This window comes from Acinetobacter pittii, assembly GCF_034067285.1.
GTDB lineage: Bacteria > Pseudomonadota > Gammaproteobacteria > Pseudomonadales > Moraxellaceae > Acinetobacter > Acinetobacter pittii_E.
Genome location: NZ_CP139286.1, coordinates 3,388,029 through 3,414,229 on the forward strand (window position 1 = coordinate 3,388,029; position 26,201 = coordinate 3,414,229).

At 41.0% G+C, this 26,201-nt stretch carries 21 protein-coding genes and 5 tRNA genes; all 26 read right to left on the reverse strand.

The window, feature by feature from the left end; genetic code table 11:
• Window positions 1–22: 22 nt before the first annotated feature.
• The 26 genes from rpoC to hemC all read right to left on the reverse strand — a co-directional run bounded on the left by rpoC (window position 23) and on the right by hemC (window position 26,157).
• Complete coding sequence (gene rpoC / locus SOI81_RS15980; RefSeq protein WP_025470394.1) at window positions 23–4,216, reverse strand: DNA-directed RNA polymerase subunit beta'; 4,194 nt, start codon at window positions 4,214–4,216, stop codon at window positions 23–25.
• 86 nt (window positions 4,217–4,302) lie between these two features.
• Complete coding sequence (gene rpoB, locus SOI81_RS15985) at window positions 4,303–8,391, reverse strand: DNA-directed RNA polymerase subunit beta (RefSeq protein ID WP_016142416.1); 4,089 nt, start codon at window positions 8,389–8,391, stop codon at window positions 4,303–4,305.
• Window positions 8,392–8,695: 304 nt separating this feature from the next.
• Window positions 8,696–9,067 (reverse strand): 50S ribosomal protein L7/L12, encoded by a 372-nt coding sequence (gene rplL, locus SOI81_RS15990; RefSeq protein ID WP_001229360.1) that lies wholly within the window; start codon window positions 9,065–9,067, stop codon window positions 8,696–8,698.
• Window positions 9,068–9,109: 42 nt separating this feature from the next.
• Entirely contained in the window at window positions 9,110–9,616 is a 507-nt protein-coding gene (rplJ, locus tag SOI81_RS15995) for a 50S ribosomal protein L10 (RefSeq protein ID WP_016142417.1), read from the reverse strand.
• A gap of 312 nt (window positions 9,617–9,928) precedes the next feature.
• On the reverse strand, window positions 9,929–10,624 hold the full coding sequence (gene rplA / locus SOI81_RS16000) for a 50S ribosomal protein L1 (RefSeq protein ID WP_005065788.1): 696 nt from the start codon (window positions 10,622–10,624) through the stop codon (window positions 9,929–9,931).
• 3 nt (window positions 10,625–10,627) lie between these two features.
• Window positions 10,628–11,056, reverse strand: a complete 429-nt coding sequence (gene rplK, locus SOI81_RS16005) for a 50S ribosomal protein L11 (RefSeq protein WP_001074682.1) — start codon at window positions 11,054–11,056, stop codon at window positions 10,628–10,630.
• A 109-nt stretch (window positions 11,057–11,165) separates the two neighbouring features.
• Window positions 11,166–11,699, reverse strand: coding sequence for a transcription termination/antitermination protein NusG (gene nusG / locus SOI81_RS16010; RefSeq protein WP_016142418.1), 534 nt, complete (start codon window positions 11,697–11,699; stop codon window positions 11,166–11,168).
• A 7-nt stretch (window positions 11,700–11,706) separates the two neighbouring features.
• Complete coding sequence (gene secE / locus SOI81_RS16015; protein ID WP_002114837.1) at window positions 11,707–12,147, reverse strand: preprotein translocase subunit SecE; 441 nt, start codon at window positions 12,145–12,147, stop codon at window positions 11,707–11,709.
• Window positions 12,148–12,222: 75 nt separating this feature from the next.
• Window positions 12,223–12,298, reverse strand: a tRNA-Trp gene (locus SOI81_RS16020).
• Between the two features lie 60 nt (window positions 12,299–12,358).
• Complete coding sequence (tuf, locus tag SOI81_RS16025; protein ID WP_016142009.1) at window positions 12,359–13,549, reverse strand: elongation factor Tu; 1,191 nt, start codon at window positions 13,547–13,549, stop codon at window positions 12,359–12,361.
• 148 nt (window positions 13,550–13,697) lie between these two features.
• A tRNA-Thr gene (locus SOI81_RS16030) sits at window positions 13,698–13,772 on the reverse strand.
• A 13-nt stretch (window positions 13,773–13,785) separates the two neighbouring features.
• Window positions 13,786–13,861 (reverse strand) — tRNA-Gly (locus SOI81_RS16035).
• Between the two features lie 37 nt (window positions 13,862–13,898).
• Window positions 13,899–13,982, reverse strand: a tRNA-Tyr gene (locus tag SOI81_RS16040).
• 54 nt (window positions 13,983–14,036) lie between these two features.
• A tRNA-Thr gene (locus tag SOI81_RS16045) sits at window positions 14,037–14,112 on the reverse strand.
• Between the two features lie 98 nt (window positions 14,113–14,210).
• Window positions 14,211–15,704: an anthranilate synthase component I gene (gene trpE / locus SOI81_RS16050; protein WP_239975931.1), complete on the reverse strand. Its 1,494-nt coding sequence runs from the start codon at window positions 15,702–15,704 to the stop codon at window positions 14,211–14,213.
• A gap of 109 nt (window positions 15,705–15,813) precedes the next feature.
• Complete coding sequence (gene gph / locus SOI81_RS16055) at window positions 15,814–16,482, reverse strand: phosphoglycolate phosphatase (protein WP_016142420.1); 669 nt, start codon at window positions 16,480–16,482, stop codon at window positions 15,814–15,816.
• 65 nt (window positions 16,483–16,547) lie between these two features.
• Entirely contained in the window at window positions 16,548–17,174 is a 627-nt protein-coding gene (locus SOI81_RS16060; RefSeq protein ID WP_016142421.1) for an FHA domain-containing protein, read from the reverse strand.
• A 40-nt stretch (window positions 17,175–17,214) separates the two neighbouring features.
• The gene (gspD, locus tag SOI81_RS16065; RefSeq protein WP_239975930.1) at window positions 17,215–19,491 is read right to left on the reverse strand and encodes a type II secretion system secretin GspD; all 2,277 of its coding nucleotides are present in this window, start codon (window positions 19,489–19,491) and stop codon (window positions 17,215–17,217) included.
• Between the two features lie 41 nt (window positions 19,492–19,532).
• Entirely contained in the window at window positions 19,533–20,369 is an 837-nt protein-coding gene (locus tag SOI81_RS16070) for a type II secretion system protein N (protein ID WP_239975929.1), read from the reverse strand.
• Window positions 20,369–21,112, reverse strand: coding sequence for a type II secretion system protein N (gene gspN / locus SOI81_RS16075; protein ID WP_239968156.1), 744 nt, complete (start codon window positions 21,110–21,112; stop codon window positions 20,369–20,371). Before gspN ends, SOI81_RS16070 begins: the two co-directional genes overlap by 1 nt.
• Window positions 21,113–21,444: 332 nt before the next feature.
• Window positions 21,445–21,771, reverse strand: a complete 327-nt coding sequence (gene hvrA / locus SOI81_RS16080; RefSeq protein WP_000801427.1) for an H-NS family nucleoid-associated regulatory protein — start codon at window positions 21,769–21,771, stop codon at window positions 21,445–21,447.
• Window positions 21,772–21,965: 194 nt separating this feature from the next.
• Entirely contained in the window at window positions 21,966–22,406 is a 441-nt protein-coding gene (locus tag SOI81_RS16085; RefSeq protein ID WP_016142425.1) for an acyl-CoA thioesterase, read from the reverse strand.
• A 7-nt stretch (window positions 22,407–22,413) separates the two neighbouring features.
• Window positions 22,414–23,607 carry a heme biosynthesis protein HemY gene (locus SOI81_RS16090; RefSeq protein WP_224993521.1) on the reverse strand — a complete coding sequence of 398 codons (1,194 nt, stop codon included), beginning with the start codon at window positions 23,605–23,607 and terminating at the stop codon, window positions 22,414–22,416.
• 9 nt (window positions 23,608–23,616) lie between these two features.
• Window positions 23,617–24,459, reverse strand: a complete 843-nt coding sequence (locus SOI81_RS16095; protein ID WP_239975928.1) for a hypothetical protein — start codon at window positions 24,457–24,459, stop codon at window positions 23,617–23,619.
• A gap of 8 nt (window positions 24,460–24,467) precedes the next feature.
• The gene (hemD, locus tag SOI81_RS16100) at window positions 24,468–25,235 is read right to left on the reverse strand and encodes a uroporphyrinogen-III synthase (RefSeq protein WP_239975927.1); all 768 of its coding nucleotides are present in this window, start codon (window positions 25,233–25,235) and stop codon (window positions 24,468–24,470) included.
• A 4-nt stretch (window positions 25,236–25,239) separates the two neighbouring features.
• Window positions 25,240–26,157 (reverse strand): hydroxymethylbilane synthase, encoded by a 918-nt coding sequence (gene hemC / locus SOI81_RS16105; protein WP_239975926.1) that lies wholly within the window; start codon window positions 26,155–26,157, stop codon window positions 25,240–25,242.
• Between the last annotated feature and the right edge of the window lie 44 nt (window positions 26,158–26,201).

The following is a 26,201-nucleotide window of genomic DNA, read 5'->3' on the forward strand; positions in this document are numbered from 1 at the left end:
CTTTTCTAGTGCCAGTTTAAACTTAGAATTGTTCTGAGTTTAATGCTTGGCTGAATGCTTGGTCTACTTCGCTGAAGTCATTATGAAGCTCATGTTCCGCAGCTTCTGCTTCTTGACGACGACGTTCTAAGTGGTATGCAAGACCAGTACCTGCTGGGATCAAGCGACCTACTACAACGTTTTCTTTCAAGCCACGTAAATCATCTTCTTTACCTGTTACAGCCGCTTCAGTTAACACACGAGTTGTTTCCTGGAACGATGCAGCAGAGATGAATGAGTCAGTAGAAAGCGATGCTTTAGTAATACCCATTAATTGACGTTCAAACTTCGCAGGGAATTTGTTCTGAGCCAAGACAGCTTGGTTCTCTTGAACAACGCGGATGTAATCCACTTGCTCGCCTTTAATGAAGCTTGTATCACCGCCATCAGTGATATCAACTTTACGCAACATTTGACGTACGATAACTTCAATGTGCTTATCGTTGATTTTTACACCTTGGAGACGGTAAACGTCTTGTACTTCGTTCACGATGTAGTTAGTTAACGCAACTTCACCTTTCAAACGCAAGATGTCATGTGGGTTTTGTGGACCATCAGAAATAGTCTCACCACGGTTCACATGCTCGCCCTCGAACACGTTGATTTGACGCCATTTTGGAATCAACTCTTCGTAAATCTCAGAACCATCATCAGGAGTAATCACTAAACGGTTTTTACCTTTAGTTTCTTTACCAAAGCTTACAACACCTGATACTTCAGCAAGAATTGCATGCTCTTTTGGCTTACGCGCTTCGAACAAGTCAGCTACACGTGGAAGACCACCGGTAATATCACGAGTACGTGATGTTTCTTGTGGTACACGACCAATAACGTCACCCACACCGATCGTTTCGCCATCACGGACAGTTACGATTGTGTTTTGTGGCAAGAAGTAGAACTGTTCGCCGCCATCTGTTGTATCCAACACGATTGCAGGACGTAAATCTTTACCAGAAGCAGGACGAGCTGTTACAGGCAAGATTTCAACAGTAGTCATACCAGTTGCATCATCAGTTTTCGATGTTGCAGTTACGCCATCAGCGATTTGGCTGAAACGCGCTTTACCAGCAACTTCTGTTACCAATGGATGTGTATGCGGATCCCAAGTCGCTACGATACCGCCAGCTTCTACAGCTTCACCATCTTTCAACAAGATGCTTGCACCGTAAGGAAGTTTATAACGCTCGCGCTCACGACCTAAATCATCGGCAATACCAATTTCACCTGAACGTGAAACTGAAACCAAATGGCCTTTTGCATGTTGTACAGTTTTCACATTATGGAAACGTACAGTACCTTTGTTACGTACTTGAACACTGTTTGCAGCAGAAGTTCGGCTCGCAGCACCACCAACGTGGAACGTACGCATCGTTAACTGTGTACCTGGCTCACCAATTGATTGTGCAGCCATTACACCTACTGATTCACCTGGGTTCACCAAGTGACCACGTGCAAGGTCACGACCATAACAACGAGCACACACACCGAATGTTGATTCACATGCGATTACAGAGCGTACTTTAACTTCATCGACACCAGCTTCTTCAAGCTGAGCTGCGATTTTCTCGTCAATTAACGTACCACGAGGTAATACAACTTCATCATCAGATGCACGACGTACATCTTCAGCAGTTACACGACCTAATACGCGGTCACGTAATGGCTCGATGACATCACCACCTTGAATGAATGGAGTCATTACTAAACCACCCGCTGTACCACAGTCAGGTTCAGTAATTACCAAGTCTTGCGCTACGTCTACAAGACGACGAGTCAAGTAACCAGAGTTCGCAGTTTTCAATGCTGTATCGGCCAAACCTTTACGCGCACCGTGTGTTGAAATAAAGTACTGAAGTACTGTTAAACCTTCACGGAAGTTCGCTTTAATCGGAGTCTCAATAATCGAGCCATCCGGTTTTGCCATCAAACCACGCATACCAGCAAGCTGACGAATCTGTGCCGCACTACCACGGGCACCAGAGTCAGACATCATATAGATGCTGTTGAATGATTTTTGCTTCTCGTCTTCACCTTGTTTGTTTTTCACAAGTGTATAAGACAAGTTATCCATCATTGCTTTCGCAACTTGGTCGTTTGTACGCGCCCAGATATCGACAACTTTGTTATAACGCTCACCAGCAGTTACGAAACCTTGTTCGAACTGTTGTTCGATTTCACGAACTTCTGTTTCTGCTTTATCAATAATAGTGTGCTTAGTAGGTGGAATGAGCATGTCTTCCATACCTACAGATACACCTGAACGAGTCGCTTGACGGAAGCCCAAGTACATTAATTGGTCAGCAAAGATAACTGTATCTTTCAAACCAAGTTTACGGTAGCAAGAGTTGATCAATTTAGAGATGTTCTTTTTAGTCATCTCAAGGTTGATCATGTCAAAGCTTAAGCCTTGTGGAACAATTTCCCAAAGCAAACAACGACCAGGAGTTGTATCAACAATAATAGTTTCGTGTTCACGTTCACCATTTTCATTGATCACAGTCTGATGTACACGTACTTTAACACGTGCATGGATCGCAACCTGACCAGTAGCAAGCGCACGGTTTACTTCGTGAGTATCCGCAAACACCATGCCTTCACCTTTGGCATTTACAGCATCACGAGTGATGTAGTAAAGACCCAAGACAACGTCCTGAGAAGGAACGATGATCGGCTCACCGTTTGCTGGTGACAAGATGTTGTTTGTTGACATCATCAATGCACGAGCTTCTAACTGTGCTTCAAGTGTCAATGGAACGTGTACCGCCATTTGGTCACCATCGAAGTCGGCGTTAAACGCAGCACAAACGAGTGGGTGAAGACGGATTGCCTTACCTTCAATAAGAATAGGTTCAAATGCTTGAAGACCTAAACGGTGAAGTGTTGGCGCACGGTTCAACATGACTGGATGTTGACGAATTACAGAAGCAAGAACGTCCCAAACTTCCGGAGTTTCACGCTCAACCATTTTCTTCGCAGCTTTAATGGTAGTCGCCTGACCCGAAGCTTGTAGCTTCGCGAAAATAAATGGCTTGAATAATTCAAGTGCCATTTTCTTCGGAAGACCACATTGGTGAAGACGTAAAGTAGGACCTACAGTAATTACCGAACGACCAGAATAGTCAACACGCTTACCTAATAAGTTCTGACGGAAACGACCTTGTTTACCTTTGATCATATCTGCCAAAGATTTTAATGGACGTTTGTTAGAACCAGTAATCGCACGACCACGACGACCGTTATCAAGCAATGCGTCTACAGACTCTTGTAACATACGTTTTTCGTTACGTACGATGATATCTGGAGCAGCAAGGTCAAGAAGACGCTTCAAACGGTTGTTACGATTAATGACACGACGATATAAATCGTTCAAGTCAGAAGTCGCAAAACGACCACCTTCAAGTGGAACTAATGGACGTAAGTCAGGTGGAAGTACAGGAAGTACATTCATCACCATCCATTCTGGCTTGTTGTTTGAATCTTTGAATGCTTCCATCAATTTCAAGCGCTTAGACGCCTTTTTCAACTTCGTTTCAGAAGTTGTTTGAGGGATTTCTTCACGTAAACGTGCGATTTCAGCTTCAAGATCGATATCTTTCAACAAGTCCTGAACCGCTTCTGCACCCATTTTCGCAGTGAATTCATCACCGTGCTCTTCAAGTGCATTGAAGTATTCTTCGTCTGTTAAAAGTTGATACTTTTCAAACGGAGTCATACCAGGGTCAGTTACAACGTATGATTCGAAATACAATACACGTTCGATATCACGTAGTGTCATATCAAGTAATAAACCGATACGGCTCGGTAACGATTTTAAGAACCAGATATGTGCAACTGGAGAAGCAAGCTCAATGTGACCCATACGTTCACGACGAACTTTCGCTGTAGTTACTTCAACGCCACATTTTTCACAAATGACGCCTTTGTATTTCATACGCTTGTATTTACCACACAAGCATTCGTAATCTTTTACTGGACCAAAGATTTTGGCACAGAACAAACCGTCACGTTCTGGTTTAAAAGTACGGTAGTTAATTGTCTCAGGTTTTTTAACTTCACCATGAGACCATGACTTAATCATTTCTGGTGACGCAAGACCAATACGGATACGGTCAAACTCAATTGGTGCATGACCATCTGAGTCCGTTTTCTTACGCATGATATCGAGCAAGTCTTTCAATTTTTTTCTCCGTGTGTCGGGAAGCAACGCTTACCCGACTGGGTCACAAATATTGTTTTTACCTAAAAAATCGTGAGTCTTAAGACTTAATCACCATTTTTCAGTTCAATGTTGATACCTAAAGAACGGATCTCTTTGGTCAATACGTTGAACGATTCAGGCATACCCGGATCCATATAATGGTTACCATCTACAATATTCTTATAGATGCGTGTACGACCTTCAACGTCATCCGACTTAACAGTTAACATCTCTTGGAGAGTATATGCTGCGCCGTAAGCTTCAAGTGCCCAGACCTCCATCTCACCGAAACGTTGACCACCGAATTGTGCTTTACCACCAAGCGGTTGCTGTGTAACAAGAGAGTAAGAACCAGTTGAACGCGCATGCATCTTGTCGTCAACCAAGTGGTTCAATTTGAGCATGTACATGTAACCTACAGTTACAGGACGATCAAACTGTTCACCTGTACGGCCATCATACAATACTGTTTGACCTGTACGTGAAATACCAGCTAACTCAAGTAAGTCTTTAATTTGACTTTCTTCAGCACCATCGAATACAGGAGTAGCTAAAGGCACACCAGCACGCAAGTTGCCTGAAAGTGCTAAGATTTCATCATCAGTTAAGCTATCAAGATCTTCTTGCTCACCACCGACTTTGTTATAAATCTTGTCTAAGAATTCACGCAGTTCTAAAACTGTACGTTGTTCTTTCAACATTTTCTCGATTTTATCACCAAGCCCTTTAGCCGCCATCCCTAAGTGAGTCTCAAGAATCTGACCCACGTTCATACGAGATGGTACACCCAGCGGGTTCAATACGATATCTACTGGCACACCATTAGCATCGTGTGGCATGTCCTCAACAGGTAGGATGTTAGATACAACACCTTTGTTACCGTGACGACCAGCCATCTTATCACCAGGCTGAATACGACGTTTAACAGCTAAGTAAACTTTAACAACTTTCAATACACCAGTTGTTAATTCATCACCTGTTGCAAGCTTACGTTTCTTCTCAGCGAATTTCTCATCAATTTCTGCGCTCTTTTCTTTTAAGAACACTTGAATTTGAGTTAAACGCTCAGCAATTGCTTCATCTGCTGGTTGGATTTCAAGTAAATCAACAAGCTCTAAACCTGATAACACTTCTTCAACGAGTTTGTCACCACGTTTAGTTGAACCACCGCCATTAGACTCTTGGCCTTTAAGCAAACGAATTACACGCTCACGAGCTGCTTCTTCAAAGATCTTGTATTCTTCTTTCAAGTCTTTACGGTAAGCATCAAGCTGTGCTTTTTCGATAGCTAATGCACGATCATCTTTCTCTAAGCCATCACGAGTGAAGACTTGAACATCGATAACTGTACCTTTTGTACCAGATGGAACACGTAAAGATGAATCTTTAACATCAGCTGCTTTCTCACCAAAGATTGCGCGAAGCAATTTTTCTTCAGGAGTTAACTGAGTTTCACCTTTAGGGGTTACTTTACCAACAAGGATGTCGCCTGCTGTAACTTCAGCACCGATATAAACGATACCTGATTCATCAAGTTTAGAAAGTGCAGCTTCACCAACGTTAGGAATATCGGCAGTAATTTCTTCTGCACCTAACTTAGTATCACGCGCTACACAAGATAATTCTTGAATATGAATAGAAGTTAAACGGTCTTCTTGAAGTACTCGCTCAGATAATAAGATCGAGTCTTCATAGTTGTAGCCGTTCCAAGTCATGAAAGCAACACGCATGTTTTGACCAAGCGCAAGCTCGCCCATATCTGTAGACGGACCGTCTGCCAAGATATCACCGCGAGCAACTTTGTCGCCTAAATTCACGATAATATTTTGGTTGATACAAGTGTTCTGGTTAGAACGCGTATATTTAATGAGGTTGTAGATATCTACACCAGCCTCACCAGCAATCATTTCATCTTCGTTTACACGAATAACGATACGAGAAGCGTCTACGTATTCAATTGCACCACCACGGTTTGCGATCACACACACACCAGAGTCACGTGCAACGTTTGCTTCCATACCTGTACCTACAAGCGGTTTATCCGCACGTAGAGTAGGAACTGCCTGACGTTGCATGTTTGAACCCATAAGCGCACGGTTCGCGTCATCGTGTTCAAGGAATGGAATAAGAGATGCAGCAACAGATACAACCTGCTGAGCAGAAACGTCCATATGCGTCACTTTTTCTGGTGGCATACGTACGAATTCACCTTGATGACGAACAGAAACAAACTCTTCTGTTAAGTTGCCATCTTTATCTACTGCAGAATCGGCCTGTGCAATAACAGTGCCCACTTCTTCAATCGCAGATAGGTATTCAACTGCATCAGTTACTCGACCATCTACCACTTTACGGTAAGGTGTTTCCAAGAAACCGAAGTCATTTGCTTTTGCATACACAGAAAGCGAGTTGATCAAACCAATGTTTGGACCTTCCGGCGTTTCAATTGGACATACACGACCATAGTGAGTTTGATGTACGTCACGTACCTCAAAGCCCGCACGTTCACGTGTTAAACCACCAGGCCCAAGCGCTGATACACGACGCTTGTGCGTAATCTCAGATAATGGGTTGTTTTGGTCCATGAACTGAGATAACTGGCTTGAACCAAAGAATTCTTTGATTGCAGCTGCAACTGGTTTAGCGTTAATTAGATCTTGCGGAGACAAGTTATCTGTTTCTGCTTGGCTTAAACGCTCTTTAACAGCACGTTCAACACGAACCAAACCAACACGGAATTGGTTCTCAGTCATTTCACCAACAGAACGTACACGACGGTTACCCAAGTGATCGATATCGTCGACTTCACCTTTACCGTTACGGATTTCAACTAATGTACGTAATACATCAATGATATCTTCGTGCGATAAAATACCTTCTACTTCACGTGACTTCTGGTCAGTACCAACTTCGTATGGACGCCCCAAACGACGGTTGAACTTCATACGACCTACTGGAGATAAGTCATAACGCTCAGAAGAGAAGAATAAGTTATTGAATAAGTTTTCAGCAGCTTCTTTTGTTGGCGGCTCGCCTGGACGCATTACTTTATAAATTTCAACTAATGCTTCTTCACGGCCAGCTGTTGTATCTGCACGTAATGTGTCAGCAACAAACGAACCACGGTCAATATCGTTCGTAAACAAGATATTGAACTGTTTAACACCACCTTCTGCTAGTTTCACCATAACTTCATGGCTTAACAAAGTGTTAGCAGCAATTACTTCACCATCACGTAAAGTAATATTTTCAGCAGTAATACGCTCATATAAGTATTCATCTGGAACTGAAAGTTTTGTTAAACCAGCAGCTTCCATTTGACGTACGTGACGAGCATTAATACGTTTACCTTGCTCAACAATAACCTTACCGTCATTGTCAGCAATATCAAATTGCGCCATTTCCCCACGTAAACGTTCAGGGACTAGGTCAATCTGGTAACTGCCCATATCAAGATACACAGGTACTTTTTCATAGAACAAATTCAAGATTTGTTCGTTGTTATAACCTAGTGCACGTAATACAACAGTAGCAAGTAATTTACGACGACGGTCAATACGTACGTAAACTAAGTCTTTCGCATCAAATTCAAAGTCTAACCATGAACCACGGTAAGGAATGATACGTGCTGAATACAACACTTTACCACTTGAGTGGGTTTTACCTTTATCGTGATCAAAGAAAACGCCTGGTGAACGATGTAATTGAGATACGATTACACGCTCAGTACCATTAATGACAAATGTACCGTTTTCAGTCATGAGTGGAATTTCACCCATATAGACTTCTTGTTCTCGTACGTCTTTAATTGATTTAGTTTCGCGATCTTTAATAATCAAACGAATTTTAACGCGCATTGGTGCCGCATAAGTCGAACCACGAAGAATACATTCGCGTACATCGAACTCAGGTTTACCAAGGCTATACTCAACAAATTCTAAAGCAGCATTGCCAGAATAACTTTCGATAGGAAAAACTGAACGAAATGCGGCTTGGAGACCGATATCTTCGCGGTTTTTTGGAGTTTTGCCATCTTGCAAGAATGTTCTGTACGAATCGACCTGAATCGATAGTAAGTACGGTGCATCCATTACTTGGGGCAATTTACCAAAATTCTTACGGATCCGTTTCTTTTCGGTATATGAGTATGCCATCTGGAGTCCTCGGAAAGTAAACTAAGCCCGCCTGCAGAACGGGCTCAGAAGGAATTACGCAGGCCGATATGGCCACCACTGTTTACAAATGCTGCAATTTTTAGTGGTATAAAAACGCTTAACAATATTTTTAAAAAAGAAAAATATTGGTAAACATTTGAAATTTCTTGTTTTATTTTGATTTTCTCAAAAATCAAACAAAACTTACAAAAATCGAGCCGATTATTGTAACGCAAAAAGGCTGATGACCCAAGAGCCATCAGCCATTTTATGGAGCCGATTTAAAAACCGACTCCTTTTACAATTACTTAAGTGTAACTGTAGCACCAGCTTCTTCAAGTTTCTTCTTAAGTTCTTCGCCTTCTTCTTTAGAAACGCCTTCTTTAAGAACTTGAGGAGCGCCTTCAACTAGGTCTTTAGCTTCTTTAAGACCAAGGCCAGTTGCTTCACGAACTGCTTTAATTACAGCTACTTTGTTAGCACCGAAAGAAGTCAACTCAACGTTGAATTCAGATTGTTCTTCAGCAGCAGCAGCAGCGCCACCAGCTGGAGCAGCAACAGCAACAGCTGCAGCTGAAACGTTGAATTTCTCTTCGAAAGCAGAAATTAATTCAACAAGTTCAAGAACAGTTTTTTCAGCAACTGCGTTTAAGATTTCTTCGTTAGTTAAAGCCATGAGAATAACTCCAAATGGATATTGAATGGTGTGTAAAATTGATTAAGCAGCTTCTGACTCGTTTTTCTCTTTGAGCGCTGTAATAAGGCGACCCAATTTCGAAATAGGAGCTTGAAGGACAGAGGCAAGCATAGTAAGAGCTTTCTCTTGGTTCGGAAGGTTTGCAATTACGCTAACGTCAGCACCTTGATAAACTTTGCCGTCAAATGCAGCAGCTTTTAACTCAAATGCTTTGTTAGTTTTAGCAAATTCTTCGAACAAACGTGCAGCTGCACCCATGTCATCTTCAGAAGTTGAAAAACCTAGAATTGTTGGACCAACAAGGTTGTCGTTCAAGATATTGAATTGAGTATCTTGAAGTGCGCGTTTAGCCAAAGTGTTACGTACAATACGTGTAGAAACACCTAACTTACGAGCTTCAACACGAAGTGTTGTTAATTGCTCTACGCTTAAGCCTTGGTAGTCAGCAACAACGGCTGCAAACGCCTTAGAAGCAACTTCACTTACTTCCGCAACGATCTGTTTTTTGTCTTCAATAAGAAGAGCCATTGTAAAACCTCCTAAGGTGATTTATGTACCCACTGGGCACACTCCCAATTCGTAAGCCTTTCGACTTACACGCGGAGGAGGAACAAATCACACCACCGCGTCTACGCAGGCTGTTTTATTAAGAAAAGTGCTATTCGAAAACAACATCTTCTCGCCTGAGGTCTTTGACGCTGATAAATTCTCATTTATCAATTCAAAGTCCGCCTGATGAGTAAGGGATAAGGCTTTAGCCTCCCCCAACCTAATAGAAAAATATTTCTATTTAGGCTCTGTCCTCTATCAGGACTTTAAAATTCTTTACTAAGTCTAAACTTAGTTAGAAACGTTGTTTACATCCACAGTAAGACCAGGACCCATAGTTGAGCTCAAAGTGATCTTTTTGATGTATACACCTTTAGAAGTCGCAGGTTTTAACTTTTTCAAGTCAGCAACTAAGGTTTCAACGTTTTGACGGATAGCAGCAGCATCAAAGCCTAATTGACCGATCGCAGCATGGATAATACCCGCTTTGTCTACACGGTAACGAGCCTGACCAGATTTAGCGTTTTTAACAGCATTCGCTACATCAGGAGTTACAGTACCAACTTTAGGGTTTGGCATTAAACCACGTGGACCAAGAATTGTACCGAGCTTACCAACAACACGCATAGCGTCAGGAGCAGCGATTACAACATCAAAGTCAAGGTTTCCACCTTGGATGCTTTCAGCAAGGTCATCAAAACCTACAACATCAGCACCAGCTTCTTTAGCAGCTTCTGCTTGAGCGCCTTGAGCAAATACAGCTACACGTACAGTTTTACCAGTACCTGCAGGTAATGTAGTTGCGCCACGAACAACCTGATCAGATTTACGTGGATCTACACCCAAGTTTACAGCTACGTCCAAAGATTCTTTGAACTTTGCAGCAGGTAGGCTGTTAAGAACTTGTACCGCTTCTTCCAAAGTGTAAACTTTGTTTGCTTCAACAGCAGCAGCAATGGCTTTTTGACGTTTAGTTAACTTTGCCATGTCTTATAGCTCCACTTCCAAGCCCATAGAACGTGCAGAACCAGCGATGGTACGAACACGTGCGTCTAAATCAGCACCAGTTAAATCTGGCTCTTTAGTAGTCGCAATTTCTTCTAACTGAGCACGAGTCAACTTACCAACTTTAGTTTTGTTTGGTACAGATGAACCCTTTTGAATACCAGCTGCTTTCTTAAGAAGAATAGAAGCTGGAGGAGTTTTCATGATGAATGTGAACGACTTGTCGTTGTACACAGTAATCACTACAGGAATTGGAAGACCTGGTTCAACTTTTTGTGTAGCAGCATTGAATTCTTTACAGAATGCCATGATGTTTACACCACGTTGACCTAACGCAGGACCAATTGGTGGAGATGGATTTGCTTTACCAGCTGGAACTTGCAGCTTGATATAGCCGTCAATCTTCTTAGCCATTTTAAAATACCTCTGGGTACAAACGCCGCTAGGCTCCCCAATCTTTACGCAACACTACTGTTACAACAACAATGCCCGATAAAATCGGGCGCTTTTCAACCAATTAAGATTAAATCGTTTTTTCGACTTGGCGAAATTCGAGTTCAACCTGAGTTGGTCGATTAAATACATTAATCGTCAACGTTAAACGTGACTTATCGTATTGAACTTCTTCCACCACACCTTTAAAGTCTGTGAATGGACCGTCAATAACAAGTAATTCTTCACCTGGCTCAAACATCGTTTTAGGACGTGGTGCTTCACCAGTATTACGTACACGCGCAAGAATCGCATCTGCTTCACGCTGAGTGATTGGTGCTGGTTTTTCAGGTGTACCACCGATAAAACCTAGAACCTTTGGACATTCTTTAACAATATGCCAAGTATCATCATTCATTTCCATTTCGACTAACACATAGCCAGGAAAGAATTTACGCTCAGATTTACGTTTCTTACCATCCTTCATTTCCACCACTTCTTCGGTAGGAACAAGGACATCACCAAAGCTATCAGCAACAGCGCTACGCTGGATTCGTTCTGTAAGTGAACGCAACACTTGTTTTTCATAGCCAGAGTAGGCATGAATAATGTACCAACGTTTCATAGCTCTTTTACCCGATAATCAACTTAATTAACCAACCCAAACCATAGTCAAAGCACCATAAAACCAGTGATGCCACAACTACAACCAATAGAACCTGCCACGAAGTAGTGACTGTTTCTTGTTTTGTTGGCCAAGTTACTCGACGCAATTCGACTCGTGCATCTTTTAGCAAACGAACGAAGCCTTTACCTTGATGGGTGGCGTATAATAAACCTAAAGCCACAACGATACAAGCAAAAATTGCCCCAACGCGCACCCAAACATTATTTGCAGGCGCCCAATACGCTGGTAAGTGCTGATTCACCATGGTAGCTAAAAGCAACAATGCTATTGCAATCACCCATAGAACAATGTCTAGAGGCGAACCAGAACGAACAACTTCAGCAGAATTATTTCTTTGAGGAATTGGCGCGTCGCTCAATGCGTCACGCGATTTATCATTCGACATTTTTGTACTCGTCGTAGAACTCGCGACTTATTATATGAACAACTAAGCCAGCATCAAGCTTTTTATTTCAAAATATGGCAGGTCAGGAGGGACTCGAACCCCCAACATTCGGTTTTGGAGACCGACGCTCTACCAATTGAACTACTGACCTATAATGCAAGTTGAGAGCCAAAGCCCTCAACCTGAGACGTAATCCGTCACTATAATATGCTTATGCAGTTACTTTCGCAACAACACCAGCACCTACAGTACGACCACCTTCACGGATCGCAAAACGTAGACCTGGGTCCATTGCGATTGGGTGGATTAATTCTACTGACATTTCAACGTTGTCGCCTGGCATAACCATTTCAACGCCGTCTTGTAATTGGATTGCACCAGTTACGTCAGTTGTACGGAAGTAGAACTGTGGACGGTAACCATTTAAGAATGGAGTGTGACGACCACCTTCTTCTTTAGAAAGTACGTATACTTCTGCGTCGAATTTAGTGTGCGGCTTGATTGTACCTGGTTTAGCAAGTACTTGACCACGTTGTACGTCTTCACGCTTAGTACCACGAAGTAAGATACCACAGTTCTCACCTGCACGGCCTTCGTCAAGAAGTTTACGGAACATTTCTACGCCAGTTACAGTTGTTTTAACTGTATCTTTAATACCAACGATCTCTACTTCTTCACCAACTTTAACGATACCAGCTTCTACACGGCCTGTTACTACAGTACCACGACCAGAAATTGAGAATACGTCTTCGATTGGCATTAAGAATGCTTTGTCGATAGCACGTTCTGGTTCTGGGATGTAAGAGTCAAGCGCTTCAACAAGAGCAAGAACTGAAGGCTCGCCATATTGACCAGCATCACCTTCCAACGCTTTAAGCGCAGAACCACGGATAACTGGAGTGTCATCACCTGGGAAGTCATAAGTAGAAAGAAGTTCACGAACTTCCATTTCTACTAATTCAAGTAATTCTTCATCATCAACAAGGTCACACTTGTTCAAGAATACGATGATGTAAGGTACACCAACCTGACGAGAAAGAAGGATGTGTTCACGAGTTTGTGGCATTGGACCGTCAGTCGCAGCACACACAAGGATCGCGCCGTCCATCTGAGCAGCACCAGTAATCATGTTTTTAACGTAATCGGCGTGGCCCGGGCAGTCAACGTGCGCGTAGTGACGAATTGGTGAATCGTATTCTACGTGTGAAGTATTAATTGTAATACCACGTGCTTTTTCTTCAGGTGCTGAGTCGATTTGTGAGTAATCTTTCGCTTCACCGCCGTAAGTTTTTGCACAAATAGTTGCAATCGCAGCAGTTAAAGTTGTTTTACCATGGTCAACGTGACCGATTGTGCCCACGTTTACGTGTGGCTTATTACGTTCAAACTTAGCCTTAGCCATGTTTATAGTCCTCGTTTACGTCGAACACAATTCTGAGCAAAAACCCAGCATCGACATATCGCCAAAAAAAATCAAACACCCAATACTTGAAAAGCAGACTAATAAGCCTGCTTTTTAAATCTTTGTAGAAAACCTACTAAACTGTATCTGGAGCTCTTATCGAGATTTGAACTCGAGACCTCTCCCTTACCAAGGGAGTGCTCTACCACTGAGCTATAAGAGCGATTATCCTTCGATGGAGCGGGAGACGAGGATCGAACTCGCGACATGCAGCTTGGAAGGCTGCCGCTCTACCAACTGAGCTACTCCCGCACTGTGTTGGTATATATACCACTTCAATCGAAGTTAATGGTGGTGAGAGAAGGATTCGAACCTTCGAAACTTTCGTAGCGGAGTTACAGTCCGCCCCCTTTGACCGCTCGGGAATCTCACCATATCACACTTATTTCAGTGTTGTTCTTTACTTCACAACTACACACCTTTAAGATGGTGCCGGCACACGGATTCGAACTGTGGACCTACTGATTACAAGTCAGTTGCTCTACCAACTGAGCTATGCCGGCTCTTCTTAGTGTTTCGTACGTTTCGTATCGGAACGGTGTGCAGTTTAGCAAAACTTCCAAACGATGCAAGCGGTTTTTTTAAAAAAACCGCTAAAAACTCATAAAATCAATCCGTTTGATGATAATTCAACCGCTTTGATCACTGCGCGAGCTTTTATTTGCGTTTCATTCCATTCAGATTCAGGATTTGAGTCCGCAACCAGACCTGCTCCAGCCTGTACATAGACTTTTTTATCTCGGATAACACAAGTACGGATTGCAATCGACATATCCATTTCACCGTGCCATCCTAAATATCCTACTGCCCCACCAAAGACACCTCTTTTTACAGGCTCAACTTCATCAATAATTTCCATTGCACGAATTTTTGGTGCACCTGACAAAGTACCTGCAGGGAAAGTCGCCTTAAATACATCTAGCGCATCAATATCATCACGAACTTCACCTTGTACATTTGAAACAATGTGCATCACATGCGAATAGCGCTCAATCACCATTTGATCAGTCACTTGGACCTTTCCAATTTTGGACACTCGCCCGACATCATTTCGACCAAGGTCAATCAGCATTAAATGCTCTGCGATTTCTTTTTCATCAGAAAGTAAGTCTTTTTCTAAAGCAATATCTTCTTCTTTAGTTTTTCCACGAGGTCTGGTACCTGCAAGCGGACGTACTGTCGCAATCCCATTTTCGAGGCGAGAAAGAATTTCTGGTGATGACCCTACAATATGAAATGGCTTTTTATCTGTAATAGTTTGTCCTTGTACCAAAAATAAATAAGGAGAAGGATTTAAATGACGCAAAGCACGATAGACCTGTAAAGCTTCACCATCAAAATCAGAAACCATACGCTGGCCTGGCACAACCTGCATCACATCACCCGCACGGATGTATTCTTTAACCTTTTCTATGGTCTCAAGGAATTTTTCTTTGCCGGTAATTGATTCAAAATGTGGAGGTGTATGTGGCTTAGCTTGCAAACTTACTGGTGTAGCCAACAATTGCTCTAATTGATCTAACTTTTGTTGAGCATCTTCATAGGCATTTGGCTGGGTAGTGTCGGCATGAACAATTAAGAATAAAGTATCTTTAAGGTTGTCAAAGACAACAACCGTCTTCGATAGCATCAACCATAAATCTGGCAATGTAATTGGATCAGCCGCAGGGACATTTTTTAAACGTGGTTCTATGTAGCGAACCGCATCATAGCCCAAATATCCCACTAATCCGCCCGTAAAGCTCGGTAAGTTTGGCAACAGTTCAGCAGAAGGCACTTTAAACTGCTTCTGGAATTCACGAATATATTGAAATGGATCTTGGCAATCTTGTTGTGTAATTGAGCCATCAGCGTGCTGTATAGATAGAATACCAGCATTACATGAGAACACCGTCGACTCGCCTAATCCAATCATAGAATAGCGCGCCCAATTTTCACCGCCTTCGACGGACTCAAATAAATAAGCCTGTGTCTGGTCTTTAAAACGAGCAAAAACAGATAAAGGAGTTTCTGTGTCTGCTAAGCGTTGGCGATAGACTGGAATCGTGTTGTAGCCTGAAGCCTTAAGTTGTTCAAATTGCGCTAATGTAGTCATGAATTCTTCTCTAATATGGTTTCGATTTAAAAGGGTGTTTTTCTAGATTCGATTTAGACACGCCATCGAAAAACCATACGCTTATTCATGCTGATCTCCATTTCATTCATTAGATAATTAACTCAGCCAAACTATCAACAACTTGCTGAGGTTGGCAATCATAGATATTTTCTCCATGATTATAGCCATAGCTAACTACAATACAATCAATTCCCGCGCGACGCGCAGCCTCAATATCATTACTTGAATCACCAATCATTAATGATTGCGAAGCAGATATTTTTAGGCTTTGCATACAATGTAATAATGGCAATGGATGAGGCTTTCTCTCAGGTAAGCTATCCCCACCAAGTACGACTTGGAAATATGGAGAGAGCTCCAAAGCATCAAGCAACCCTTGGGCAAGTTGTACAGGCTTATTGGTAACGCAAGCCATTTGTATATTTAAAGTTTTACAATGTTTTAAAAACTCGGTTACCCCAGGGTAAATTTGAGTATTTACACAAAGCTCTACACTATATATATCAATAAACTTCTGTAATAAAACTTTATGTTGTTCAGGATCTAATTTTCCAAAAATATGAATTAGAACGCTTTCACAGAGTTTTGAAGCTCCTTTGCCTACCCATTCTCGTATTTGGGCTTCTGTTACCTTTGGCCAACTTAGTACCTCTAAACTTAAATTCATCGCCCGATACAAATCAGCAGCAGAATCAACTAACGTTCCATCTAGATCAAATAAAATTAAATCACGCTTACTTAGTTGTGCAACAGACATCTTTTTCTACTCAAAATTAAAAAGGCATGCGTTTAGCATGCCTTGATTGTAAAAGCAGCAATGGATTATTTAAAGAACAACCATGCTAATACAGCTAAAATTACTAAAATAATAATTGTGATTAAACCAACGGATGCATTCTTCTGTTGCTCTTTTTCTTCTGCAACACGAGAAACTGGCTCATCAAAAGCAATAGGCGTTTGCTGTTGTGCATTGACATCCACACCTTCTGGAATAGGTGCAGGTTTTGGTATAGAAATATTCTGCGGCATACCATCGCGACGAACTTCGACTTCTGCAGCGCGCTCTGCAAGGCTTGGCATTCCTTGATCGCTTAAATCTGGAGATGATGTTGTATTTACAGGCTCGGCTTCAATTTCAGGCAATTCCGTGATTGTCTGTGCAGGTGCTAGTACAGAAAATTTAAAACTAGCGAACTGAACAATATCACCATCATGTAGCTGCTTTTCTTGCTCAATACGAATATCGTTTACAAATGTGCCATTCGATGAATTAAGGTCTTGCACCCATAGCGCCTGATCTTTTAAAAGCAATGCCGCGTGGCGACGTGAAATTTCAGCAGCTTGTAACAACACATCAGCATCTTGATGACGCCCTACCAACATATCACGATCAACACTAATTTCTTGGCCTGTAATTTCACCAGTAATTGCTTGTAGTTTCCAAGTCATACGTATGTCCCATTCATTTTTTATTAATCATAACATGCTACTACTGTGCTGTGCTTGGGCGCAGTGTCGTTGTTGTTACTGTATTTTTAGTACGATTAATTTCAGGGTCAGGCAACTGCAAGGTTTGCTTTTGAACCGCTGGCTCTACTGTTACAGGTGTGGTTACTGTCGAAGTTTTCCCACCCGACGGGACCTGTTGATAGTTTTTCGGTTGAGAAGCAATACTAGGTGGTGTCATTTTCTGATTATAGACATCCTCAACCTGTTCAGGCAGTTTTGCAAAATTACCATTTTTATCCATAGCTAATTGCAAGCTATAAAGTTGACTATAGCGCTGCTGAGATAAGCGACGCACATCATTTGCATCACCCACAATTGTTGGGTGGATAAAAACAAGAAGGTTACGTTTTACATTGCTTCTATTATCTGATCGGAACAATCGCCCCACATAGGGGATACTACTCAACCCAGGTATGCCTTGTCTTGAAAGTGACGTATCATCTGACACCAAACCACCAAGCACTACTGTCTGGCCATGTTCAGCCAAAACAGCAGTTTTAATAGCACGTTTACTTGTCACCAAGTCAGCTGCTTGTCCACGACTGTCTTGAACAGCAGAGACTTCTTGTTCTACTTCCAGACGAACTGTACCGCCTTCACCGATATGTGGAACAACTTTTAATGTCACACCCACATCTTTTCGCTCAACAGTTGTATAGGGATTAATACCTGTACTATTGGTAGTAACCGATCCCGTTACAAAGGGAACGTTCTGGCCGACAACAATATACGCTTCTTCATTATCCATAGTCACAATGGATGGCGTCGAAAGTAAATTTGATTTGGTATTCGTTTTAAGCGCTTGAATTAATGCACCATAAGCCTTACGGGAATTCTCAAAATTACCCAGCGCCAAAGTTGCCCCATTACCTTTATTAGCACCACCAGCGATAGCAGACGCAGCCCCAGCTGAACCACCCGATAAATAACCAGCAGCAATAGAGGATAAACTAGCACCTACATTACTAAAGCTAAGTAAACCAATCCCGCTAGATAAGTCACCTAGCGCCCATTGAATACCAAGTTGATCTGCATCATCTCCTGATACCTCAATAATCGCAGCTTCAATCAGGACTTGTTGACGGCGAACATCGAGCTGCTGAATAGCAGATTCAATTTCACGCATTAATTGAGGGTCTGCCTTAACCACTAACGAGTTTTGGGCATTATCCGCAATAATGCTCACACCATTTTGGCTAAAGCTAGAGATACTGTTTTGATTACTATTATTTGAATTACCATTTAGATTAATAGATGGCGTAGAAATTGAGCTACCATTTGAACCAGAGGTATTTGAACTGGAATTCTGGTTATTACCCATCAAATTATTGATCGGATTCGATGTATTAGAAGAACTGTTATTACTATTTGATGAAGAAACAGCCTGCCCCGTCACAAGACCTTGTAAAATTTCAGATAAATTTTTTGCACTTGCATATTTCAAGCGAAAAACTTTTAAACCACCTAAACGGTCTGCTGAAGGTACATCCAGCATTTCAATCATATGGCGAATACGCTTACGCGTTTCAGGATCACCCTTAACTAAAATACGATTGGTACGGTTGTCTGCAATAATACGGATACGTGCACCATTAAAATCTTTAGATGCTCCCGTAGCACTCATAGCCTCCAGCTGGGTAATGATTTCTTCAGCTTGGCTCGATTGAAGGCCTATTGCCTCAATATCATTCTGTCCAGTGCCATCCAGATTACGAATAATATTTTCAAGTTGATAAATATTTGCTGCACGGTCCGAAACAATCAGCGCATTAGTCCCTGCAATCGCAGCCATATGCGCAAATTGTGGCATTAAAGGACGAAGTGCTGGAATTAAGTCGTTCGGATTAGTATTTTCAAGCCAAATAACGCGGGTAACAATCTGATCCCCACGCAATTTATTTCGGGAGTCGTAAGGAATTCCCGAGTTCTTAACATTGCTATCAGGTACTAATTTAATGGTGTTACCTGATGGAATTGCCACCACTCCATTTACGTTTAAGACCCCAAGAAACAGATCGTAAACTTCATTTTTATTGAGGGGCTTATTCGATATTACTGTGACGTTGCCACGCACTCGTGGATCTACTGCAAAGTTTTTACCCGTGATGTCCGCTACTTCATTAATAAATGCAGTTAAGTCAGCATCACGTAAATTGATCTTCCATGTTTGGGCATAGACACTGCTGCTCACTGTCGCAATCAATGGGGCTGCTGCAAGTAATGCCCAAAGTGGACGTTGATGATTCAATAAAGCCATAACTTGCGATAATTCCTAACTCTTATGGTGACGTGTTATCACTAAAAATTTTGTTGTATGGTCATCACTTGATCACCACGTTTTATTTCTATTTTCACTTGTCCAGCTCGACGAGCCTGCTCAAGTAACTGCACATCCGTTTGTCCTTGCCCAATCGTTTGACCGTTTAAAGAAACAATCCGATCACCCGGCCTTAAACCTAACTTATTTCGAAGCGCAGTGGGTGTACGTTCTGTAACTTCAAAACCTTCACTGGAGTTCCCACTAACACCCATGTCACGCAGATATTGTTCACGGTTGCCTTGCATTTGCTGAATAGCCTGCCCTAATGCCTCTTGAGCCGTATTAACAGGGGTTGAAGACTGGGGCGCAGTAGCAGCAGGTTGTGAAGCATCTGGTGTCATAGGCTGATACAAACCGTTTGGCAAACCTTTAAATTGGAGTTCACGCGTACTTCCATTACCTTGACGCAATATCACGTGATCCCAATAAACTTCTGCCAACTGATAAGATGTAGAGCCTATTGTTTCTCCCACCCGATATCGATCAGCAGTATTATCCAGCTTAATAACAGCCGAGGAAAAACGGTTCGGATAACCGAGCATCACACCTTGTAATTCTAGGTTGACATTTTCCTGAGCTGCATTGGCTGAAGGTTCATTAAAAAGCGAAAAAGTACTAATGTTAGGAATTTGTGGTTGCTGTGACCCCAACTCCACTCTATCAAACTGCATCATTTGAGGAGGTGCAATCACCCACCAAAATAATGAAGCTAACTTCCAACACAACCATAAAATCAAAAAGGCAAATACAACCACACTTAACCGGTCTAATTTTTGCCATTGTAGTTGCTGTAATTTCTCAATCCATACTTTCATTAGCTACCCCCTTGTATTAAGGGTTGACGAGAACTAATGACAAATGTATCTAAACCAGCTTTTCCATCATAAGATGGAATATTAAGTAATAATCTTTGCGTGAGTTGCACATCAAGCATCATGTTGGCATCTAATAAAAGATTCGCCATTTTTTGACTGCGTTGATCACGTATATCAACTTGCAACTGTCCATTTTGATCCGTCAATTGCCCATTTAAAGAAGGCATATTCATACGGTCCTGACGATCACCAATATTATAAATTAAAGCACCACCACCCCAATGCAATTGGCCATCAACTGCGGCGAAACCCTGCTCTTTTTTATAATTAAACTCAATATCTTTAAGCTGAATACTGTTCGTAGGCCATTGCCAATTTACAATTTGTTTTAATGTTTCAGGCGCAACCTGACCATTCATAGTCTTTACAATTACTTTTTTCCCCACACCATAACCCATTACCCCAGATAATTGGGTATTTCCACTATGGATATCTACGTCAGCAGCGAACCGTAATAAAAATAGATCTAGAGGTCTAGTTTTCCAATGAATCGAGCCTCTCAACGTACCACGCCGCCAATCTGCTTGGCCTTGCCAGATATTTCCGCTTACATTGTGTAGAGTTTGATTATTCTTTGAAAATTTAGAAATAAGCCACGTCGCTGGGATCTGTAAAATTATAAAAATTAAAAATGCAATGAGGGCAAAAAACCACCACTTCCATTGCTTAGACTTTTTCTTCATTCAGCCTTACCAACATGCAAATTATCGTCCTTATTTTGAGAGTAGCTCCCTAGTCTGACATTATGCATACTTTTTCAACATCGCCAATTCACTTCATATAAAAAAACCAAGCAATCAGGCTTGGCTTCGATATTAAGACTATAAGTTGAACGTATGACAAAATCATGAAAATTTGACACTCAATGAACTAAATGCACATTTGATCTCAACAATTCATTTAAAGAAGAATTTAAGCACTCATTTTAAAATAATATTTACAGCAAAATTTTGAGATATTTTTATAAATAAAAAAGCCAAGCAAATTTGCTTGGCTTTTTAAATCGGCACTACGATTAGATTAAGAAATCTTCTAGTTTTGCGCCTTTTTCAATTTCAGCAACTAACCAGCGTGGTTGTTTACCGCGACCAGTCCAAGTCTCTTCAGCATTGTTTTTGTTACGGTAACGAGGCTCAACAGATTTACGAGTTGTTTTCTTACGTTTTTGAGCACCAAACTCAAGAAGTTGTTCAACACTGAAACCTACATTTTCAGCAATCTCGATAATTTGATTATAAGCATCTTCGATTGCTTGATCTTTTTTACTTGCAATTAAAGCTTCTGCTTCTTCTTGTAAGCGTTTTAACTCTTCAACAGATAATTCACTGATATCCGGCTTCATTAATAAATACTCCAGTCTTACAGACAATTCAAAATAATACAGACAAAATTTAAAAACATAAAATCAAGACCAATATTATTTATAATCTATTCAATAAGCAATAGTTTGAAAGCCGTGTTCATCAGAATAACTAAAAAAATTACCTTTTAATTACATTATCAATTATAAATGAAATATATTTTATTAATATTTATTTAAGATAAATGTATTAAGTCATGTCCTACTGATTTTTCTAGTTCAATCATTTTTTGTTTTATCTCCTGAGGTATTTCACATTTTCGTTCTGTTAATTTATCCATACATACCAGAACAGCCTCAGCAGTCGCCACGATTTGTTGTTGGGTTTCACTCCACAATATATAAGCCATACGGAATGCGCTATTACGAATCTCTTCCACGCGAACCCCTACTTTCAATACATCGGGATAAAAAACAGGTCTTAAATATTTACACTGACTTGAAGCTACAACGGGATATATTTGAGGGGTTAATATATTTATTGCTTCCATATATAAAATACGTGAGCTTTCAATATATCGATAATATTGTACATTATTGACATGACCAAAAGCATCCATATCTCCCCATGCGACTTTCTGTTCATATATTATCGGGTAGACAGACAGTTCTTTCATTTTTACCTCATATTTTAAACTTTAAAAAATTTGCATCATTTTCAAAGATTAGATTTAACTGTTTGATTAACACTTCATCTTCTTTAAGCGTAGACTTAATACGTAAATAGCTCATTAAAATATTATCTGGATATAATGATAATAATGTTTCAGCTTCTGCTTGACGTCCAGTTGCCATATAGACATGCCATTTTGCAAAGGTTAAAACAGGCAAATTCATATATTGATTTTCGAACTGAATGATTTTTTCTTCGACATCAGTATAGTCAGGAACCTGTTTAAGCAACTGTTGCTGAAACCATAAATAAAATACTTCTGGATCAAACTGCTCTTTTAACAAGTGAAGGGTTAAATCTGCATGTTGCATGCTCATATCTGGCATACGTGCTAATAGTTTTAGCCATAACAACTTACTGCTATAAGGTCGAGTTTGAATTTCAGACTCTAAATCTAAATAACGTTGCTGTAAGGCATGTAAGTCATCAACAGAAGCCTGATCGAATTGCTGAAGAAGTTGTTGCAGCCATAAATCACGATGCTCTGCATCTAATAAGCCATATTTCATGGATCGTAAATATACCCATGGATGTTGCAGCGCTAATTGCCCCCATAACGCAGTTAATTTTTGCTGGTAGGCAGTTTCTATTTCTTCAAGCCAAGGCGATAATTGATGTTGATATAAGAATTCAAGATGAGTTAATGCGCGGTCGGCTTCATTTTCGGCTAAAAAGATTTCAATTCGCTGTAACTCAGCCAATTCAAATGCCATAGGTGGTGATTGATCTAGAGCAGCCAAGGCTTTTGGATAGTCACCATTTAAAACCAGAAACTTGGCATCAATAATATTTTTTAAAAGCCCTGATTGAGTAAAAACACGCTCAATAAATACTCGTTGATCTTCGGCAGCCTCTAATAACCAGACAATACCTAATTGTTCATAGGGATGAAGGTTTTTAAACTGAAAGATGTTTTCACTTTTTCTTTGCTCACGAGATGAATAACGCTTGACCCACAGCCATATAAGTTGAGCAATAAAGCTCATTACCACAAAAGTAAGGGTTAACCCCCAGACATTTGTTTGCAACTGCAATTGTCGCCAGTAAATATAGACGTATCCCATTCCATAACCGTAACTCAATAAAGCTAAGGCTGCGAAAAGTATTAAGCTGATGACGAAATAAACCCACAGGAGGTGTTTCATATATCCTCCTTATGAGCCAATGAGCCCAAGTGTAGAGAGTTTAGGAACTGGCACAACAGATAAATGCGCCACTTTAGCAATACGTTTTTTTAACTGCTGACTTCCTGCATCAGGCATCTCATCTAACTTTTGCATCACAGATTGCAACTCATTTTGATACTCAGTCATTTTCCCTTGATTAAGTGCCTGTTCAGCAATTAACAATCTTAATTGCACTTCTTTGAGCACGACACTTCGATTCATTAAATTAATAGAAGGGGTTTCTACTTTTTCTATACGGAACCATTTTTTCCACCAAGACACAGTCTCGGATTGATCCATTTCAAGTTTAGGTTGAGCTAAGGCTTGTTGAATATTTTTATCAATATTCTGCAATAAGTCGTCGATTAGTTGATGACGTTGATTTTGAGCCAAAGTGAATTGTTGAACTGCCTGCTTATCCTGCTCAAGTGATTGATTCAAGCTATGTTGTAATGCAGGGGCAATTTCATAGTGCACAAGAGATTGTTGTAACTGATTTAATTGATCAACTGCATAAATCAATTGCTGCTGGTCAATTGCAAATTGAATTAAATCCAACTTTTGTTTAATTAAAACTGTAGGCGCAATACCTGTCGGAGAATCATCTGGTTGAGCCACTGAACTGAGTTTATTTCCTGTATTTACAGGCTGGCTCTGCAACTGCCGCTGTAAAGCAACCAATTGATCATTTAAACTGGCATAGTGCTGTTCTGATTGCAGCAGGCTTTGTTTAAGCTCGGGAACAGTACGAGAAATTTGCCACATATCGTAGCTGAGCTTAGCCAACCAAGCTATGCCCAGCAAAATGATGATAGAAACAAGTTTTCTCATATGAATCCTTATAATGCCTGAATGTGATGAATCATCCCCGAAGGCGATAAATTTTCAAGTTGAATAATGTGAAAATGAGCCAGTTGCTGATCACGATACTCTTTAACAATTTGAAAAAGACGAGGTCCTAAAACCAGATATACACAATCAGGTTGTGCATTATTTTTTGAACAAAGCTCTAACCAATACTTCCAGCTCGCTTCACTGGTAATTAAGACGAGCCATTTATTTAAATTATAATTTGAATTCTGTGTCAGATGTTTGAATGTCGAATATGAAGCTTCTGGGCACTGCCGATGATATAAAACAAAATTTAAGATCTGAATTCCTTGTTGTTGCAAGGTCTCCATCATAAATTGGCGTCCACCCTCTCCCCGCCAGAAAGCCACACTCTCCGTCTGTTGCATATTATGCAGAATAGGCAGATTGAGCATCCCTTCAGAAGTTTCGACATCGGGAATATGTGCTTCTATTCCATATTCATTTAGACGATTGGCTGTTGCCTGTCCTACCGCAATCCACTGAATATGTTTTAAATCACTGAGCTTTAGACCGCTTTTTTCTAAATACTTCATGCCCACCTCAACAGCAGTGGGGCTGACCACAACAATCGCTTGTGCTTTAACTAATTGTTGGTAAAGCTGAAGTAAGTGTTCGGAAAAGGGGTTGGCAACGAGTTCTAAAAGAGGTAAAGACTCAACCTGATATCCCTTATTTTGCAAAGCTTCTGTTAATTCAGCTGCACGCGAATCAGGTCGAGTATTAATAAACAACATAGTTTTAATAGAGAGCCTTCAATAGCTCGCCAGCGCCTTGATCAAGTAAGTTTCGAGCAAGGTTTTCACCCAATTGCTGAGCGTTATTGGCTTCGTCTGTAAGCTCAGCACGCAATAATGTTTGCCCATCAGCACTTCCCACACGACCTTCAATATGGATTTGTCCATTTTGTAGTGTGGCATAACCTGCAATTGGGACCTGACAACCGCCTTCAAGGTAAGCATTAAAAGCACGCTCAGCACGTACACAAACATCTGTTTCTTCGTGTAATAGCGGTTGAATTAAAGCTAGTACATCTTGGTCAGCTGCACGGCATTCCAAACCCAATGCACCTTGACCCACCGCAGGCAAACTAATGTCTGGAGTTAAACAATGACGGATACGTTCTGACAACCCTAAACGCTTTAAACCAGCACTGGCTAGAATAATCGCATCATATTGACCTTCATCTAATTTAGCTAAACGTGTCCCAACATTTCCACGTAAGTCAATAATTTGTAGATCTGGGCGTTGTTTTAAAATTTGAGATTTACGACGTAAACTTGAAGTACCAACTTTTGCACCTTGCGGCAAGTCAGCAAATTTTTCAAATTGATTTGAAACGAAAGCATCGAATGGGTCTTCTCGCTCACAAATCACTGCCAAAGTTAAACCTTCCGGCAAAGCCATTGGTACATCTTTCATTGAATGTACAGCTAAGTCTGCACGCCCATCTAAAAGTGCTGCTTCTAACTCTTTAACAAACAGCCCTTTGCCCCCAATTTTTGCTAAAGGTGTATCTAAAATTTTATCGCCCTGCGTGACAAATTTAACCAATTCCACTGTTAAATCAGGATGAAGCTCCTGTAAACGGGCACGAATATGTTCTGCCTGCCAAAGAGCAAGTGGGCTTTGTCGTGTAGCAATTTTCAAGGTTTTCATAAATTCAAGCATGGGCTGGTCAAACAATACACCCTAAACTTAAC